14 protein-coding genes are annotated in these 16496 nt (G+C 69.1%); 3 read left to right on the top strand and 11 right to left on the bottom strand.

What is annotated here, in order from left to right:
- Window positions 1-1154: 1154 nt before the first annotated feature.
- The 3 genes from ACZ3I4_RS13845 to ACZ3I4_RS13835 all read right to left on the bottom strand — a co-directional run bounded on the left by ACZ3I4_RS13845 (window position 1155) and on the right by ACZ3I4_RS13835 (window position 4194).
- Complete coding sequence (locus ACZ3I4_RS13845; RefSeq protein WP_465382246.1) at window positions 1155-2081, bottom strand: acyl-ACP desaturase; 927 nt, start codon at window positions 2079-2081, stop codon at window positions 1155-1157.
- Window positions 2082-2165: 84 nt separating this feature from the next.
- On the bottom strand, window positions 2166-3473 hold the full coding sequence (hisS, locus tag ACZ3I4_RS13840) for a histidine--tRNA ligase (RefSeq protein ID WP_465382245.1): 1308 nt from the start codon (window positions 3471-3473) through the stop codon (window positions 2166-2168).
- Between the two features lie 22 nt (window positions 3474-3495).
- A complete protein-coding gene (locus tag ACZ3I4_RS13835) occupies window positions 3496-4194 on the bottom strand; it encodes an MBL fold metallo-hydrolase (RefSeq protein WP_465382244.1) in 699 nt (232 codons plus the stop codon).
- A gap of 155 nt (window positions 4195-4349) precedes the next feature.
- Here ACZ3I4_RS13835 and ACZ3I4_RS13830 point away from each other — a divergent pair, with 155 nt between their 5' ends.
- The 3 genes from ACZ3I4_RS13830 to ACZ3I4_RS13820 all read left to right on the top strand — a co-directional run bounded on the left by ACZ3I4_RS13830 (window position 4350) and on the right by ACZ3I4_RS13820 (window position 6940).
- Window positions 4350-5213: a peptidylprolyl isomerase gene (locus ACZ3I4_RS13830; protein WP_465382243.1), complete on the top strand. Its 864-nt coding sequence runs from the start codon at window positions 4350-4352 to the stop codon at window positions 5211-5213.
- Between the two features lie 39 nt (window positions 5214-5252).
- Entirely contained in the window at window positions 5253-6083 is an 831-nt protein-coding gene (locus ACZ3I4_RS13825; RefSeq protein ID WP_465382242.1) for a peptidylprolyl isomerase, read from the top strand.
- A 404-nt stretch (window positions 6084-6487) separates the two neighbouring features.
- Window positions 6488-6940 carry a hypothetical protein gene (locus tag ACZ3I4_RS13820; RefSeq protein ID WP_465382241.1) on the top strand — a complete coding sequence of 151 codons (453 nt, stop codon included), beginning with the start codon at window positions 6488-6490 and terminating at the stop codon, window positions 6938-6940.
- A 79-nt stretch (window positions 6941-7019) separates the two neighbouring features.
- Here the strand turns inward: ACZ3I4_RS13820 and ACZ3I4_RS13815 are convergent, their stop codons facing one another.
- From ACZ3I4_RS13815 to ruvC, 8 genes are all read right to left on the bottom strand, one after another.
- The gene (locus tag ACZ3I4_RS13815; RefSeq protein WP_465382240.1) at window positions 7020-9455 is read right to left on the bottom strand and encodes a RelA/SpoT family protein; all 2436 of its coding nucleotides are present in this window, start codon (window positions 9453-9455) and stop codon (window positions 7020-7022) included.
- Between the two features lie 167 nt (window positions 9456-9622).
- On the bottom strand, window positions 9623-10174 hold the full coding sequence (locus ACZ3I4_RS13810) for an adenine phosphoribosyltransferase (protein WP_465382433.1): 552 nt from the start codon (window positions 10172-10174) through the stop codon (window positions 9623-9625).
- Window positions 10175-10394: 220 nt separating this feature from the next.
- Window positions 10395-11600 carry a protein translocase subunit SecF gene (gene secF / locus ACZ3I4_RS13805; RefSeq protein ID WP_465382239.1) on the bottom strand — a complete coding sequence of 402 codons (1206 nt, stop codon included), beginning with the start codon at window positions 11598-11600 and terminating at the stop codon, window positions 10395-10397.
- Window position 11601: 1 nt separating this feature from the next.
- Window positions 11602-13476 (bottom strand): protein translocase subunit SecD, encoded by a 1875-nt coding sequence (gene secD / locus ACZ3I4_RS13800; RefSeq protein ID WP_465382432.1) that lies wholly within the window; start codon window positions 13474-13476, stop codon window positions 11602-11604.
- Window positions 13477-13642: 166 nt separating this feature from the next.
- A complete protein-coding gene (gene yajC, locus ACZ3I4_RS13795; protein ID WP_465382431.1) occupies window positions 13643-14029 on the bottom strand; it encodes a preprotein translocase subunit YajC in 387 nt (128 codons plus the stop codon).
- Between the two features lie 199 nt (window positions 14030-14228).
- Window positions 14229-15272 carry a Holliday junction branch migration DNA helicase RuvB gene (ruvB, locus tag ACZ3I4_RS13790; RefSeq protein ID WP_465382238.1) on the bottom strand — a complete coding sequence of 348 codons (1044 nt, stop codon included), beginning with the start codon at window positions 15270-15272 and terminating at the stop codon, window positions 14229-14231.
- A complete protein-coding gene (ruvA, locus tag ACZ3I4_RS13785; RefSeq protein ID WP_465382237.1) occupies window positions 15269-15871 on the bottom strand; it encodes a Holliday junction branch migration protein RuvA in 603 nt (200 codons plus the stop codon). Before ruvA ends, ruvB begins: the two co-directional genes overlap by 4 nt.
- The gene (ruvC, locus tag ACZ3I4_RS13780; protein ID WP_465382236.1) at window positions 15868-16401 is read right to left on the bottom strand and encodes a crossover junction endodeoxyribonuclease RuvC; all 534 of its coding nucleotides are present in this window, start codon (window positions 16399-16401) and stop codon (window positions 15868-15870) included. The genes ruvA and ruvC overlap by 4 nt, the downstream gene beginning before the upstream one ends.
- Window positions 16402-16496: the final 95 nt, after the last annotated feature.

The raw sequence follows: 16496 nt of genomic DNA, 5'->3' as shown, positions 1-16496 counted from the left end.
GTTTTCTCGCGGGGGTTCGGGTGTTGGTTTTGGTGGTTGGGGGGGGGGGGGGTGTGGGGGGGCCGGCCGAGGTGCATAACGGTCATGTTGCCTGGCGGGGACACCTCGTCCCCCAGCCTTGCGGGGTTTCTCCTTGCGCCAGGACTTTGGTCGCCCCTGCCTCTGCGTGCTTGGCCGGGGTGCGTGATCCCGTTGCGCCGAGTGGTCCGGCTTCCGCGCGGTGGTCAATCGGGCCTTTTTCTAACCCGGGCGGGCCTGGGCGGTGGTTGCGCGAGCGCACCGTGCCGCTTGCGCTCAGCACGTCACGCCTGGGTGCATGGTCTTTCACGCTGGTTGCATGGTTCAGCCATCTCTTCACCGCCCGCTGATCACCGGTCCCGCGACCGCGCTGCGCGACCTCCAGGCCGCGGCGGCCTCCCGCCCAGCGACCCCCATAACCCGCCGCCCTCTCGCCGGTCGCACTCACGCAATACGGTCGATCAGCACTTTCACTATTAAGCCGACGCGCGCGACACCCCACACAAGCCGAACGCCAAGCGCGGCCCACCCGCGCGACACCCAGCACAAGCTGGTCGCCAAGCGCGGCCCACCCGCGCGACACCCAGCGCAAGCTGGTCGCCAAGCGTGGCCCTCGCGCGCGGCACTCGGCGCAAGGTGAACGCTCGGCGCGGCCAAGGGCACGCTGCCGGCGTGAGAGGACCGCCCAGCCCAGCCACAACAGGCCGCGCCGAGCAAGGGCGCCAGCAAGATCCTGGACGCGCAGCACGACGAGCCGCCCCGGACAAGGCTCGAGGTGAACGCCGAACCGGGCCAGGCGCCGGGGTGACCGACGTCCGAGCGTGAGGTGCTGAGCGCAAGCGGCACGGTGCGCTCGCGCAACCCACCGCTCAGGCCGGCTCGGGTAGGAGAGAGTCCTGCCCGGACCACAGAGCGGAAGCCAGACCACAAACGGCAAGGGGATCACTCAGCCGGGCCAGGCACGCAGAGGCAGGGGTGACCAAGCGCCTGGCGTGAGGCAAAACCCGGCAAGGCTGGGGGCCGGGGTGACCCCGCACGGCATAGATGGGTTGCGCCGAGCGGGGTCACCCCGGCCCCCAGCCGTCCCAGCGCAAGAAAGCCCCACCCCAAACCCGCAAGCCCCCAAAATAAAAGGACTACCGAGCGAGACGCTGCCGACGAGCCTCCCGCTTCTCCTCGAACCGAGCAGCCTGACTCTCAAGCTCATCCATATGAGCGGCCAGAGCTTCGCGAGCCTTCTCGCCATCGGCGGACAGATCCGTACGGGAAAAGACGTTCCACTGGCGCAAAACCGGCAGCAGAACCTCGTCGCGGTGCTGGCGCAAGTCGTAGATGCCGGCCAATGCGATCGACAAGGCCTTGCGACCAAAACCTTCGATGTTGGCTCCTGGCATCTGGAACTGGGCGACCACGTCGGTGACGGCCCGCATCGCCCCGTTGGGGTCCAGATCGAAGGCCGCCGCCAGCAGGTTGCGGTAGAAGACCATGTGGAGGTTTTCGTCCGCCGCCACCCGGGCCAGCAGCTGCTCGGCGATCGGGTCGCCGGTCGCCCGGCCGGTGTTGCGGTGCGAGATGCGGGTGGCGAGTTCCTGGAAGGCAACGTACGCGATGGAGTGCAGGATCTCGTCGGGGTGGTCGTTGGAGTATCCGGATTCCATGTGGGTCATCCGGGCCCGTTCGAGCTCGACCGGATCGACCGCCCGCGTCACCGTCAGGTAGTCACGCAACGCGATGCCGTGCCGGCCCTCCTCGGCCGTCCACCGGTGCACCCACGTCCCCCAGGCGCCGTCGCGGCCGAACAGCGTCGCGATCTCGTGGTGGTACGAGGGCAGGTTGTCCTCGGTGAGCAGGTTGACGATCAGCGCGGTCCGCGCCACGTCGGGCAGCGGCGAGTCGGCGGGAGTCCAGGCCTCGCCGCCCAGCAGCCCGTCGAACGTGCGGCCTTCGCTCCACGGCACGTATTCGTGCGGGAACCACTCCTTGGCCAGCGACAGGTGCCGGTCGAGGTTGGTGGCGACGACGGGCTCGAGTTCGATGAGCAGGGCGGTCTGGTCCAACGGCATGACGATCACTCCCTACGGTGCCGTAACTTACGGCACCGTAGGGAAGAATAACGCTCACCAGGGCGTCGAGCCCGGCCGGATCGCTCAGCCGGCGATCACGGGGTGCAGGTCACCCTCGGACGGCTGCCATGCGGCGGCGTCGGCGTCGACCTGCTCGCCCGAGCGGATGTCCTTGACCGTGTCCGGATCGCCCGGGAACCACACGTACGGGATGCCGCGCCGGTCGGCGTACTGGATCTGCTTGCCGAATTTGGCCGCGGTCGGCGCGACCTCGGTCGGGATGCCCCGTTTGCGCAGGGCCGCCGCGATCCGGTCGCTGGCCGGGCGCTGGTCGTCGCTGGGCAGGGCGACCAGCACGCAGGTCGGCACCGAGCGGGACACGTTGAGCGCGTTCTGGCCGAACAGCACGCCGAGCATGCGGGACACGCCGATCGAGTAGCCGACGCCGGGGAACCGCTCGTTGCCGCTCGCGGCCAGGTTGTCGTATCGGCCGCCGGAGCTGATCGAGCCGAACCGCTCGTAGCCTTCGAGCAGGGTCTCGTAGACCGTGCCGGTGTAGTAGTCGAGGCCGCGGGCGATCTTCAGCTCGGCCGTGACCAGGCCGGGCGCGTGTTCGCGGGCCGTCTCGACGACCTGGAGCAGTTCGGCCAGGCCTTCGTCGAGCAGCGGGTCGGTGACGCCGAGTTTGCGGACGGCGTCCACGAAGGAGCCGTCCTCGGCCGAGATAGCCGCGAGTTCGAGGCAGGCGTCGGCCTGGGCCCGGGTCGCGCCGGCCGTCTCGATCAGCACGTCGGCCACCCGCGCCGGGCCGATCTTGTCGAGCTTGTCGACCGTACGGAGAACCTGGGCGGTGTCGGTGAGGCCGAGCCCGCGGTAGAAGCCTTCGCAGACTTTGCGGTTGTTGACCAGGATGCGGGCGCGCGGGATGGGCAGGCCGCCGAGCGCGTCGCCGATCACCAGCGGCATCTCGCAGTCGTAGTGGAACGGCAGTTCGCCCCGGTTGACCACGTCGATGTCGGCCTGCAGGAATTCGCGGTAGCGGCCCTCTTGCGGCCGCTCGCCGCGCCACACCTTCTGGATCTGGTAGCGCCGGAACGGGAACTGCAGTTTGCCCGCGTTCTCGACCACGAACCGCGCGAACGGCACGGTCAGGTCGAAGTGCAGGCCGAGGGCGTCGTCGTCCTTGGCGTTCTCGTCGGCCTGCAGTCGGCGCAGCAGATAGACCTCTTTGGACGTTTCACCCTTGCTCAGCAGCGTGTCGAGCGGTTCCACCGAGCGGGTCTCGAGCGGGGCGAAGCCGTAGAGCTCGAAGGTGGTGCGAATGCGGTCGAGCACGCGCTGCTCGATCATCCGTTGTGCGGGCATCCATTCGGGAAAGCCGGAAATGGGCATGCTCAGAAGCTCCTCAAAAAGTTCAGAGTCCGCGGCGCGGCGCGGCGACCAGTTCCCGCAGGTACGGGTTGTGGGCGCGCTCGCGGCCGATGGTGGTGGCCGGTCCGTGGCCGGGCAGGACGACGGTGTCGTCGGCCAGCGGCAGGATCTTGTCCCGCAGGCTGGTCAGCATCGTCTCGGTGCTGCCGCCCGGCAGGTCGGTGCGTCCGATCGAGCCGGCGAACAGGACGTCCCCGGAGAGGCAGACCTGGTCGGCCTCGAACTCGGAGCCTGTGCCGGGCAGGCGGAACAGCACCGACCCGCCGGTATGGCCGGGCGCATGGTCGACCGTCACTTCGAGACCGGCGAGGGTGAGGGTCGCGCCGTCGGTCAGCTCGGCCACGTCCTCGGGCTCCGAGTAAGGCAGGCGGCCGCCGAACAGCTGTGTGAGGTCCATGCTGAGGCCCTTGGCCGGGTCGGCCAGCATTTCCCGGTCGGCCGGGTGCACGTACGCCGTGATGCCGCGCGCGCCGCAGACCGGGGCGACCGAGAAGGTGTGGTCGAGGTGGCCGTGGGTGAGCAGCACCGCGGCCGGGACGAGCCGGTGCTCGGCGAGCACCTCGTCGAGCTGGTCGAGCACGCCGATGCCGGGGTCGACGATCAGGCATTGCTCGCCCGGGGCGGCGGCGACCACATAGCAGTTGGTGCCGAAGGCCTGGGCCTCCACGCCGGTGACGAGCACAACGAGACCTTCCGATGAACGGTGCGAACTGAACCGCCGAAAAGCGGGAGCAAATCGTAACGAGCCTAGCCCGGCGGGCGCACACCACTTTCTCAGGAGGTACCCGTACACTCTTGCGGGCGTGTGACACAGGTCGTACGAGAGGACAGCGTTCGGTGGCATCCAGCAGGGACAGGCAGCGCAAGCTGGCGCGGGCAAAGCTCGATCGGCAGATGTCGCGTCGTGCTGTCAAGGAGCGCCGCCGGCGCCGCGTGCTGGCCGGGGTGGGCTCCGGCGTCGCGGTTCTGCTCATCGTGGCCGGCGTGGCCTGGCTCGGCGGGGCGTTCGATTCCGACGACACGTCGACCGACGCCGCCGATCAGGACGTCTGTCTCTGGACGCCGCAGAACGCCAGCGCGAATTCGAATCTCAAGGACGTGGGCACTCCCCCGACCAAGGACATCCCGACGCTGGGCACCTCGACGATGACGATCGCCAGCAACCAGGGTGATCCGATCGTCGCCGGTCTCGACCGCGAGCTGGCGCCGTGCGGCACGGCCGACATCACTTATCTCGCGAGCAAGAAGTTCTACGACAACACGGACTGCCACGAGATCACGACGTACGGGGCTCTGCGCTGCGGCGACCCGAGCGGCACCGGTCTGGGCGGCCCGACGTACAGCATCTACAACGAGAACGTGCCGACCACTCCGGAGCCGAGCGCGTCCCCCGCGCCGGATGCGGGTGCGAAGACGCCGTTCTATCCGAAGGGCACCGTGGCGCTGATCGGCGATCCGCCCGGCACCAACGGCAGCCAGTTCCTGATCTTCTTCAAGGACTACAGCCCCGCGACCCCGCAGTATTCGATCGTCGGCAAGGTGACCGGCGGGCTCGCGACGCTGGACAAGATCGCCAAGATTCCGACGTCGAACAACGACGCGGACGAGAAGGTCCGGCCCAGCCAGAAGATCACCATCAAGACCCTGACCGTCGGCGACGCTCCAGCGTCCGCAGCGCCTTCGGCGAGCACCCAATCCTGACCTAATCCCCAGGCCGACCATCTCAGCAGGAGGAACACCGTGTCGTCGATCAAGGACCGGCAGCGCGCGGCGGCGCGGGCTCGGCTCGAGAAGGAGATGGCCGAGCGCGCCGAGGCCGCCCGTAAGCGCCGGCAGAAGCAGGCCGTCATCGGTTCGGCCATCGCCGTCGTGCTGATCGCGGGGGCCGCTGTCTGGATCGCGACCTCGCTGCAGGACGACAAGTCCGACACCCCTACCGCCAGCGCTCCGCCCGGCACGGTGGCCTGCAGCTGGACCCCGGCCGATTCCTCCGGTGGCGCCCAGATCAAGGACACCGGCGGTCTTCCGCCGAGTTCCGTGCCGAACACCGGCACGGACACGATGACCGTGGGAACCAACCTGGGCAACATCGTGGCCACGGTCGACCGGTCGAAGGCGCCGTGTACGGCGGCCGCCTTCGAATATCTCTCGGCCAAGAAGTTCTGGGACAACACCAAGTGCCACCGCCTGACCACCGAGGGAATCAAGGTGCTGCAGTGCGGTGACCCGATGGCGACCGGCGCGGGCTACAAGCCGACCGCGGGCGCCGGCGGACCGAACTTCACGTACGCCGAGGAGAACCTGCCGGTGGGCAAGAACCCGGCGTATCCGGCGGGAACGGTGGCGATGGCCAAGACGCAGGCTCCGGGTTCCACCGGCAGCCAGTTCTTCGTGGTGTACGAGGACATCCCCGAGAACGCCCTCCCCGCGGAGTACACCGTTCTCGGCACCGTGACGTCCGGTCTCGACATCGTGAAGAAGGTGGCCAAGGCGGGCACCGACAACAAGACCGGCGACGGTCACCCGAAGCTCGAGATCAACATCAAGACCCTCACGATGGCGCCCGCCTAGTTATCCCGGCGGGGTTCGCCCCGCCCTCGCCTCACCCGAGTGGCCCGGAGCCTGTTCAGGCTCTGGGCCACCCGTTTCTGTGTGGGGGCCTCCTCCGTGGGGCCCGGCCGCCGGACCACTAACACGTGACGACACGTCTGTAAACGCCCGTCGACATGTCCCTCGATAATCCCGGGCCACAAAGCGGTGATCACCTGCATAAACCCAGTTGTATTTAAGTTCGTCAATTTAACTCGGGTTGACATGGTGTTGATGCTTGCCTATGGTTAATCAAGTCGATCAATTGATTGGCCATTGCCACGATTAATCTATTTAGAGAATAGATTTGATTGACCGTATTGCTTTTGATGCGGGCGCAATGGCCGACATGAGGCGATCGATTCGATAACTAGCATGGGGGACGTATGTACAAACGCCTACTGGCCGGATTCTGCATGTCCATCGCGGTGTCCGGTGTCATGGCCTCCACGTTCGTGAGCTCGGCCTCGGCCGCGCCGGCGCCGGTCTCCGTGACCAGCGAAGCCTTGTGCGAGAAGGGCAGCGCTCCGGCGGCCAAGGAGGACGCGGCCGTCCCGGTCGTGGCGCACAAGAGCGATATCCCGGCCGATTTTGAACTCACTTCGGCGAAGTCGGTCGGCGGGGTGCCGAATCCCAACTTCGTGCTCAACCCGTGCGCCGAAACCGACCTGAGCCAGATCGTGGACTGCCGGTCGGGCACGTGCTACGAGTACTGCTGGAACCGGATTCAGCCGTATTCGCGGGTCTACTGCGCCGAGGACAAGAAGTACTACAGCCGCAAGAACTGGATCAAGTACGCTTCCGGCCACCGCGGTAACGACTGCGTTCCCGGTTCCTGATCGCCTGACGTAAGGCATTAACCAAAGGAAAGAGCGGGGCCTCATTGAGGTCCCGCCCTTTCCTTTGGCTGATGAAGCTTTAGGCGCCCGAAGTCACGCGGTAGGCGTCGAAGACACCGTCGACCTTGCGCACGGCGGCCACCAGGTGGCCCAAGTGCTTGGGGTCGGCCATCTCGAACGTGAACCGGCTGACGGCCACGCGGTCGCGGGTCGTGGTGACCGTTGCGGAGAGGATGTTGACCCGCTCCTCGGACAGCACCCGGGTGACATCGGCCAGCAGCTTGTGCCGGTCGAGCGCCTCGACCTGGATGGCGACCAGGAACGTCGACGCGCTGGTCGGCTTCCAGGTCACCTCGACGACGCGTTCCTCTTGGTCGCGCAGGTCTTCCGCGTTGGCGCAGTCCTCGCGGTGCACGCTGACGCCGCCCGAGCGGGTGACGAAGCCGAACACCGCGTCGCCCGGCACCGGGGTGCAGCAGCGGGCCAGCTTGACCCAGACGTCGCTGACACCCTTGACCACGACGCCCGGATCCTGCGCGGTGCTGCGATTGCGCGGCGGCCGGGTCGCGACCGCGGTCTCGGCGATGTCCTCGACCGCGCCCTCTTCGCCACCGAAACCGGCGACCAGCTTCTGCACGACGGACTGGGCGCTCACCGTGTTCTCGCCGATCGCCGCGTACAGCGAGGCGACGTCGGGCAGATGCAGGTCGCGGGCGATCGTCGTGAGGTTCTCGTTCGTCAGCATGCGCTGCAGGGGCAGACCCTGCTTGCGCATCGCCTTGACGATCGCCTCCTTGCCGATCTCGATCGCTTCCTCGCGGCGCTCCTTGTTGAAGTACTGCCGGATCTTCGTGCGCGCGCGGGGGCTCTTGACGAAGCCAAGCCAGTCCTGCGTCGGGCCGGCGTTGGACGACTTCGACGTGAAGATCTCGATGACGTCGCCGTTGGACAGCGTGGACTCGAGCGGCACCAGCTTGCCGTTGACCCGGGCGCCGATGCACTTGTGCCCGACCTCGGTGTGCACCGCGTACGCGAAGTCGACCGGGGTCGAACCCGTCGGCAGCGGGATGACGTCTCCCTTGGGGGTGAAGACGTACACCTCCTGGCTCGACAGGTCGAACCGCAGGGCGTCGAGGAACTCCGACGGGTCGCTCGCCTCGCGCTGCCAGTCGAGAAGCTGGCGCAGCCAGGTCATCTCGTCGATGTGCGCCGGCGGGCCGACGATCGTCGCGCCCTTCTGCTCCTTGTACTTCCAGTGCGCGGCGATGCCGAACTCGGCCGTGCGGTGCATCGCGAACGTGCGGATCTGCATCTCGACCGGCTTGCCGGTCGGGCCGATGACCGTCGTGTGCAACGACTGGTACATGTTGAACTTCGGCATCGCGATGTAGTCCTTGAACCGGCCCGGCACGGGCTGCCAGTTCGCGTGGATGACGCCCAGCGCGGCGTAGCAGTCGCGGACCGTGTCGACCAGGATGCGGACGCCGACGAGGTCGTAGATGTCGTTGAAGTCGCGGCCCCGCACGATCATCTTTTGATAGATCGAGTAGAGGTGCTTGGGGCGGCCGGTCGTCTCCGCCTTGATCTTCGCGGACTTGAGGTCGAGGCTGACCCGGTTCGTCACCTGGCGGAGCAGCGCCTCACGCTGCGGCTGGTGCTCCCCGATGAGGCGGTTGATCTCTTCGAACCGCTTGGGGAACAGCGTGCCGAACGCGAGGTCTTCCAGCTCCCACTTGATCGTGTTCATGCCGAGGCGGTGGGCCAGCGGCGCGAGGATCTCGAGCGTCTCCTTGGCCTTCTGCTCCTGCTTGGGGCGCGGGAGGAAGGTCAGGGTGCGCATGTTGTGCAGCCGGTCGGCCAGCTTGATGACCAGCACCCGCGGGTCCTTGGCCATCGCGACCACCATCTTGCGGATGGTCTCGGCCTTGGCCGCGTCGCCCAGCTTGACCCGGTCGAGCTTGGTGACGCCGTCGACCAGCAGCGCCACCTCGGCGCCGAAGTCGGTGCGCATCGACTCGAGCGAGTAGTCGGTGTCCTCGATCGTGTCGTGCAGCAGGGCCGCCACCAGGGTCGTGGTGTCCATGCCGAGGTTGGCCAGGATCGTCGCCACGGCCAGCGGATGGGTGATGTAGGGGTCGCCGGACTTCCGGTACTGACCGGAGTGCCAACGCGCGGCGACGTCGAACGCACGCTGAAGCATGCGGCCGTCGGCCTTGGGATGACTGGCCCGATGGGTGGCGATCAGCGGCTCGAGAACCTCGCTGACCTGGGTGCTCTGCCACGGCGCGTTGAACCGGGCCAAGCGGGCTCGCACCCGGCGCCCGGTGGGCGCACTGGCCAGCCCGAAACCGCCGGCCGAACCGTCGGCGGACGGCATCGGCTGGGTGGCTTCGGAAGAATCTGGAACCTCGGCCGGCCTGGTCTCGTCAGCGGGAGCCGTGGCATCCGCGCCGTTACGTGAGTCTTCGGTCGGCTGCACCGTGCCCTCCGCCGGAGGGACGACGTCGCTGGACACCGGCCTCCTCACACCTTCACTCGGGACCACGCCGGTCGTTTCCGGCCGGACAAGTCCACCAATGCCAGGGTTGGTCACCTGGTTAGGAACGTCATCCTACCCGCTGAGTCTTCCCCGATGCCCTGGCCGAACCTCCGAAAGAGCGGCGCGGCCCGGGCAAAGGGTGATCAAACGGTCAGCAGAGCGTGGACCGTACGGGGGCTGAGGCGCTCGCGGCCCTTGAGGAAGGCCAATTCCATCAGCACGGTGAAACCCACGACCGTGCCGCCGGCCCGCTCCACCAGCTCGAGGGCGGCCCCGGCCGTGCCCCCGGTCGCGAGCACGTCGTCGACCACCAGGACGCGCTGACCGGCGATGAACGCGTCCTCGTGCACCTCGAGGGTGGCTTCGCCGTATTCGAGCTCGTACGAGGCCGACAGGGCCTTGCGGGGCAGCTTGCCGGCCTTGCGCACCGGCACCACGCCCACGCCCGTCGCGTACGCGATCGCGGCGGCCACCACGAAGCCGCGCGCCTCGACCCCGGCCACCACGTCGAACGACCCGGGCCCGTAGTGCGCGAGGATGCCGTCGATCACCTCGCGGAACGCCCGCCCGTCGGCGAACAGCGGCATCAGGTCCTTGAAGACGACACCCGGCTTGGGGAAATCGGGCACGTCGATCGTGCCGCCGAGGACCACCGCGGCGAGGTCGTGGCCGCTGTCACCGGCGGCGCGAGGGATCTCATCAGTCACCGCGCCAGCCTAACGACAGTGGGGGGGGGGCCGGCCCCGGGCGCCCCCCCCGGGACAGGGGGTGGTGGTGCGCGCGTGTTTTGCCCCCCGGGGGGGGGGGGGGGGCGGGGCCCCCGGGGGGGGGGTGTTATACAACCCCCCCCCGCCCCCCCCAACCGCCGGGGGGGGCGGCCCGACCCGGGGCCGCCCCCACTGTCACTGCCTGTCGTTACCGCCGCTTGTTGCCCCCGCTGGGCCGGGGCCCGGCGCCACCGGGACGACCGCTGCGGTTGGTGTTGCGCTTCGCCGTGGGCCGCGAACCGGGCCGCGGGGCGGCCGACGCGAGCGCCGGGGCCTCCTCGTCCGAGTCGGTGGCGTTGGCGTTGCGGCCGGTGCGCTCGGCCCGCGGGGCCACGTCACCCGAGCGGACCGCGGCCCGCCGGGCCAGGACCCGGGCGGCGTGCGCCTTGATCTTGGGCTCGCGCTCCTTGAGCACGGTCAGCACCGGCGCCGCGAACAGGATCGAGAACAGGACGCCGAGGCCCATGCCCACGAACAGCACCAGGCCCAGGTCCTTCAGCGTGCCCGCGCCCAGCAGGCCGGCGCCGATGAACAGCAGACCGCCGACCGGCAGCAGCGCCACCAGACCGGTGTTGATCGAGCGCATCAGGGTCTGGTTGACGGCCAGGTTGGCCGCCTCGCTGTAGGTGCGCTGGCTGCCCGCCGTGATGCCGCGGGTGTTCTCCTGGATCTTGTCGAACACCACCACCACGTCGTACAGCGAATAACCGAGGATCGTCAGGAAGCCGATCACCGTCGACGGCGTGACCTCGAAACCGACCAGCGAGTAGATGCCCGCGGTGACGATCAGGTCGAGCAGCAGCGACGAGATCGCCGCGACCGCCATGCGCCACTCGAACCGGACGACCAGATAGACCATCACCAGCACGAGGAAGATCACGAGACCGAGCAGCGCCTGCCTCGTGACCTGGCCACCCCAGGCGGCCGACACCTGGTCGTCACTGATCTCGGAGGCCGGCACGTTCAGATCCTCGACCAGGGCCGCCTTGGCCGCCTCGGCCTGCTGCGCGGACATCGCCGAGGCGCGGACCGTGAACCGCTGGTCGCCGCCGGTCAGGCCGACCTGCTGAGCGGCGCCGATCTCCGCCCCCGGGTCGACCGACTTGATCGCCCGATCGACCGCCTCGGACGCCTCGGCCTGGGTCAGCGTACGGCCGTCGTCGGTCTTGGCCGGGACGCTGAACGACGTGCCACCGGCGAACTCGATGCCGAGGTGGAACTTGTTGATCGCGAAACTGCCGATCGACAGCAGGACCAGTGCCGCGGCGATCGCGAACCAGATCTTGCGCTTGCCGATGACGTTGACGTTCGCCTCGCCTGCGTACAGGCGGGCGGCGAGACCTTCGCGGGCCATGTCAGGCCTCCTTGGGGTCGGTCGAAGCACGGCGCAGGACGCGGCCGAGACCGCTGACCCGCGGCGACAGGAACGCCTTGGTGCTCGCGAACATCGTCATGATCGGGTGACGGAAGAGGAACACCACGAGCAGGTCGAGGACCGTCGAGAGGCCCAGCGCGAACGCGAAGCCCTGAACCGCGCCCACCGAGACGATGTAGAGCACGACCGCGGCCAGAATGGTGATCGCGTTCGCCGAGATGATCGTACGCCGCGCGCGGGCCCAGGCCCGGGGCACAGCGCTCCGTGGACTTCGGCCGTCGTGGATCTCGTCTTTCAGACGTTCGAAGTAGATGACGAACGAGTCGGCCGCGACACCCAACGACACGATGAAGCCCGCGATACCGGCCAGGGTCAGGGTGAAGCCCATCGTGCGGCCCAGGAAGACCAGCGCGCCGAACGTCAGCAGACCCGACAGGATCAGGCTCAGGAAGATCACGGAGCCGAGCAGACGGTAGTAGAAGAACGCGTAGATCGCGACCAGGCCCATGCCGATCGCGGCTGCGAGCAGACCGGCCTGCAGCTGCTGGATGCCCAGGGTCGCCGAGACGGTCTGGGCCGGGCCCGAGGTGAACGTGACCGGCAGCGCGCCGAAGTTGAGCTGGTCGGCCAGCTGCTTGGCCGAGCCGGCGTTGAACTGGCCGGTGATCTGCGAGGTGCCGGTCAGCACGCCCTGGATCTGCGGCGCCGAGACGACGGTCTTGTCCAGGACCACGGCGACGGCGCAGTGCTCGACGCTGCCGTAGAGCGACTGGGCGGCGACGTAGCAGGGGTCGCTCGAGGTGGCCTCGAACGCCTTGCGGGTCAGGGCGGCCCACTTGGTCGAGCCCTCGCTCTTGAAGTCGAGCGAGACGACCCACTGACCGGACTGCTGCTCGATCTGCGGGCTGGCCTTGGAGATGTCGTCGCCGACGACCTCGGCCTTGTCGAGCAGGACCTTGGCGCTCTGGTAGCAGACGGCGGCCTGGGTCTCCTCCGCGTCGATCGCGCCGTTCGGCCGGTCACCCAGCTGCTTGCAGCTGATCGTCGGCACGTTGAACTGCATCTGCGCGCTCAACGCGTTGACCTCGTTGCCGCTGAGCTTGGCGAAGTTCGCGAACGGCTTGCCGGCCTCGGGGTTGCTGCTCAGGTCGACCGGAGCGGTCAGCTTCTCGGCCGCGGCCCACGCGGCCGCGCCGACCTTCTTCTGCACCTCGGCCCGGGCCGCCTGCTTGTCGGCGGGAACCGGGGCCTCGGCGCCGGCCGGGGCCGAGGCCGACGGGGCCGGCGCGCTCGGGGTCGGAGTCGGCGTCGGGGCCTTCGCGACCTCGCCACCACCCTGGCCGCCGGACGACGGGCTGCTGGTGACGGCCGGGGCGCTGCCACCCGAGGACGCCGGGGCCGACGCCGGCGGCGCACTGCCCGACGGGGCCGCGCTGGGCTGGGCCGACGGCGGGTTCAACGCGACCGCGGACACGTCGCCGGTCGTGCCGATCAGCAAGCGGAAACGCATCTGGGCGGCCTGCGACAGGTCCTTGAGCTGGTCCTTGGCCTCACCGGCGAGGGAGACCACGATGTTGCGGTCACCCTGGATGACGACCTCGGCCTCGGAGACGCCGAGCGCGTTGACGCGCTGGTCGATGATCTCGCGGGCCTGCTCCATGCTCTCCTTGGACGGCACCTGGCCGCCCTGCACGGACGCGATGTAGGTGGCCTGCGTGCCACCCACCAGGTCCAGGCCGAGCTTGGGGTGCAGACGGTCGGTGAAGCTGCCGCTCGCACCGCCCGCAAAGAAAACCAGCAGGTACAGGACAACGAAGATCGCGCCGAGCACGGCTAGCTGCCGTCCGGGATGCATCTGTCCCTGTGGTGGTCGTGCCACGGCTTCGGTCTCCCTGTGTCTTACGGCGTCTTACGGCTCTGGGCGGTCTGGAATATCAAGCTCACGCGGTGGTGGCCGCGCACGCCCGACGAACCGGCCCGGCAGCTGTGTGCCGCCGTGGACCGGCCCGTAGGGACTAACGTCAGTCCTTTTTACGCGTATCGGTCACCGGGTTCACAATCGGCTCCTCCACGGCGGGCTCGATCGGCTCCTCGATCGGCGCGGCGGCGGGGGCGACGGACTCGGCCGGCACGACGCGGGCGATCGCCGGACGGGCGAACTGCACGTGGACACCGTCGGCGATGTCGAGGGTGACCACGTCGTCGTCGACCGACACGACCGTGCCGTGCAGGCCGCCGATGGTGACGATGCGGTCGCCGGGGCCGAGCGTGTTCTGCATCTGCTGCGCCTCACGGCGCCGCTTCTGCTGCGGCCGGATCATCAGGAAATACATCACGGCGAAGAGCAGAACGATGAGGAGCAGCGGCGTGAAGCTGCCACCGCCGGATGCCTCGGCTGCCTGAATCACTAATAAAGCCTTCCGTTGGCCACCGGCGGCGCGGATCACGCGCACCGGGGCGATAAGCACATCCCGGGTTGAACGGCGGCGAGTCTAATCGGTCAACCTGGGAAGTCCGAATGCGGCACACATCACGGTCGCATTACGAGGGGATTTCTCGCATCCCCGGACAAACATCCGCCCCTTGGACGCGTCGCAAGATCCGCCGTCACTCCTCGCGGGTGAAAAGATCGCCCTGAACGACCCCCGACCGCCCGTCGGCGGGTGGCGTCCGGCCCAGATGCGCCCAGCCGGCCTCGGTCGCGACCCGGCCGCGCGGCGTACGGGCGAGCAACCCGGCCCGTACGAGGAAGGGCTCGCACACCTCCTCGACCGTGTCGGACTGCTCGCCGACGGCAACCGCCAGCGTGGACAGACCCACTGGGCCACCCTTGAACGAATCGATCAGCGCCCGCAGCACGGCCCGGTCGAGCCGGTCCAGGCCCAGAGCGTCCACGTCGTACACCTTGAGCGCCTCGCGGGCCGTCGCCTCGGTCACGATCCCGTCGGCGCGCACCTCGGCGAAGTCGCGCACCCGCCGGAGCAGGCGGTTCGCGATACGCGGCGTGCCCCGCGACCGGCCCGCGATCTCGGCCGCGCCGTCCGCCGTGATCGGCACCCCGAGGATGCGCGCCGAGCGGTGCAGCAGCGCGTCGAGATCGGCCGGCGAATAGAAGTCGAGATGCGCGACGAACCCGAACCGGTCGCGCATCGGGCCCGACAGCAGACCGGCCCGCGTCGTCGCCCCCACCAGCGTGAACGGCTCGACATCGAGCGGGATCGCGGTCGCCCCGGGCCCCTTGCCGACAACCACGTCGACCCGGAAGTCCTCCATCGCGCTGTAGAGCAGTTCCTCGGCCGGCTTGGCGATGCGGTGGATCTCGTCGATGAACAGCACATCCCCGGGCGCGAGACCGGTCAGGATCGCCGCCAGATCCCCCGACCGCTCGATCACCGGCCCGCTGGTGGTCCGGATCCCCGTCCCCAGCTCGGCCGCCACGATGTTGGCCAGGGTCGTCTTACCTAATCCAGGCGGCCCTGAGAGCAGGATGTGGTCGGGTGGGGTGCCGCGGCCCATCGCGCCCTTGAGGAGGAGGTCGAGCTGGTCGCGGACCCGGTGCTGGGCGATGAAGTCGGCCAGGCGGCGCGGGCGGACGCTCGCCTCGGCGTCGAGCTCGTCGTCGCCCGCGTCGGCCGAGATCAGGTCGCTCATCGGGCCTTGCCCAGCAGCCGGATGGCCTGACGCAGCAGCACCGGCACGGGCGGCACCTCGCCGTCGATGCCCTCGGCGACCGCGGCCACCGCCTGGTCGGCCTGGGCGGCGGACCAGCCGAGCGCGAGCACGCCCTGGCGGACCTGCTCGGGCCAGGCGCCGTTGAGCACCCCGGCGGGGCCGCCGTCGGCGATCGGCAGCGGGCCGATGCGGTCGCGCAGCTCGAGGACCAGGCGTTCGGCGCCCTTCTTGCCGATGCCGGGGACCCGGGTCAGCGTGGCCAGGTCGCCCCCGGCGATGGCCCGGCGGACGGTCTCGGGCTGGTGCACGGCCAGCACGGCCTGGGCCAGCCGGGGGCCGACGCCGCTCGCGGTCTGCAACAGCTCGAACAGGTGCTTCTCGTCGTCGTCGGCGAAGCCGTAGAGGGTCAGCGAGTCTTCCCGCACCACCATGCTGGTGGCCAGCCGCGCCTCGGCGCCGGCCTTGAGACCGGCCAGGGTGCCGGGGGCACACTGCACCTGCAGCCCTACGCCGCCGACCTCGATGACCGCACTGTCCGGCGCGATCGCCGCCACCACTCCTCGCACGCTGGCAATCATCGCTTCCTGGCCCCTCTACGAGCGGCGGCCACCGCGGCCGCCTGGATTCGGGCGCGGGTGCCGCCGCGCCAGATGTGGCAGATGGCGAGAGCGAGGGCGTCGGCGGCGTCGGCCGGTTTGGGTGGCGCGTCGAGCGACAGCAGCCGGGTGACCATCGACGTCACCTGGGCCTTGCCGGCCGTGCCGGAGCCGGTGACGGCCGCCTTGACCTCGCTCGGCGTGTATGTCTCGACCGGCAGTCCGGCCCGCGCGCCGGCCAGCACGCCGACCGCGCTGGCCTGGGCCGTGCCCATCACCGTACGGACGTTGTGCTGGGCAAACACCCGCTCGACGGCGACGCTGTCGGGCTTGTGCTCGGCCACCAGCTCGCCCAGGGAACGGTCGAGGTGCAGCAGGCGGAGCGAGATGTCGTCGCCGGGGTCGGTGTAGACCACGTAGTAGCCGATGAGCTTGCACGGCCGTCCCGGCACGCCCTCGACGACCCCGACCCCGCAACGGGTGAGACCCGGGTCGATCCCGAGCACGCGCACCGCGGACCTCCCCTGTCTGACGTACGTGTGTTCGACACCCTAATACGCTGTCCTCTTGCGCCCGGCGGCGACACGCCTCGACGATGAGGGGCGGG

The organism is Actinoplanes sp. NPDC021490 (assembly GCF_055562135.1).
Note: the sequence above shows the minus strand (reverse complement) of the source record. Positions and strands in the feature narration are given on the sequence as shown.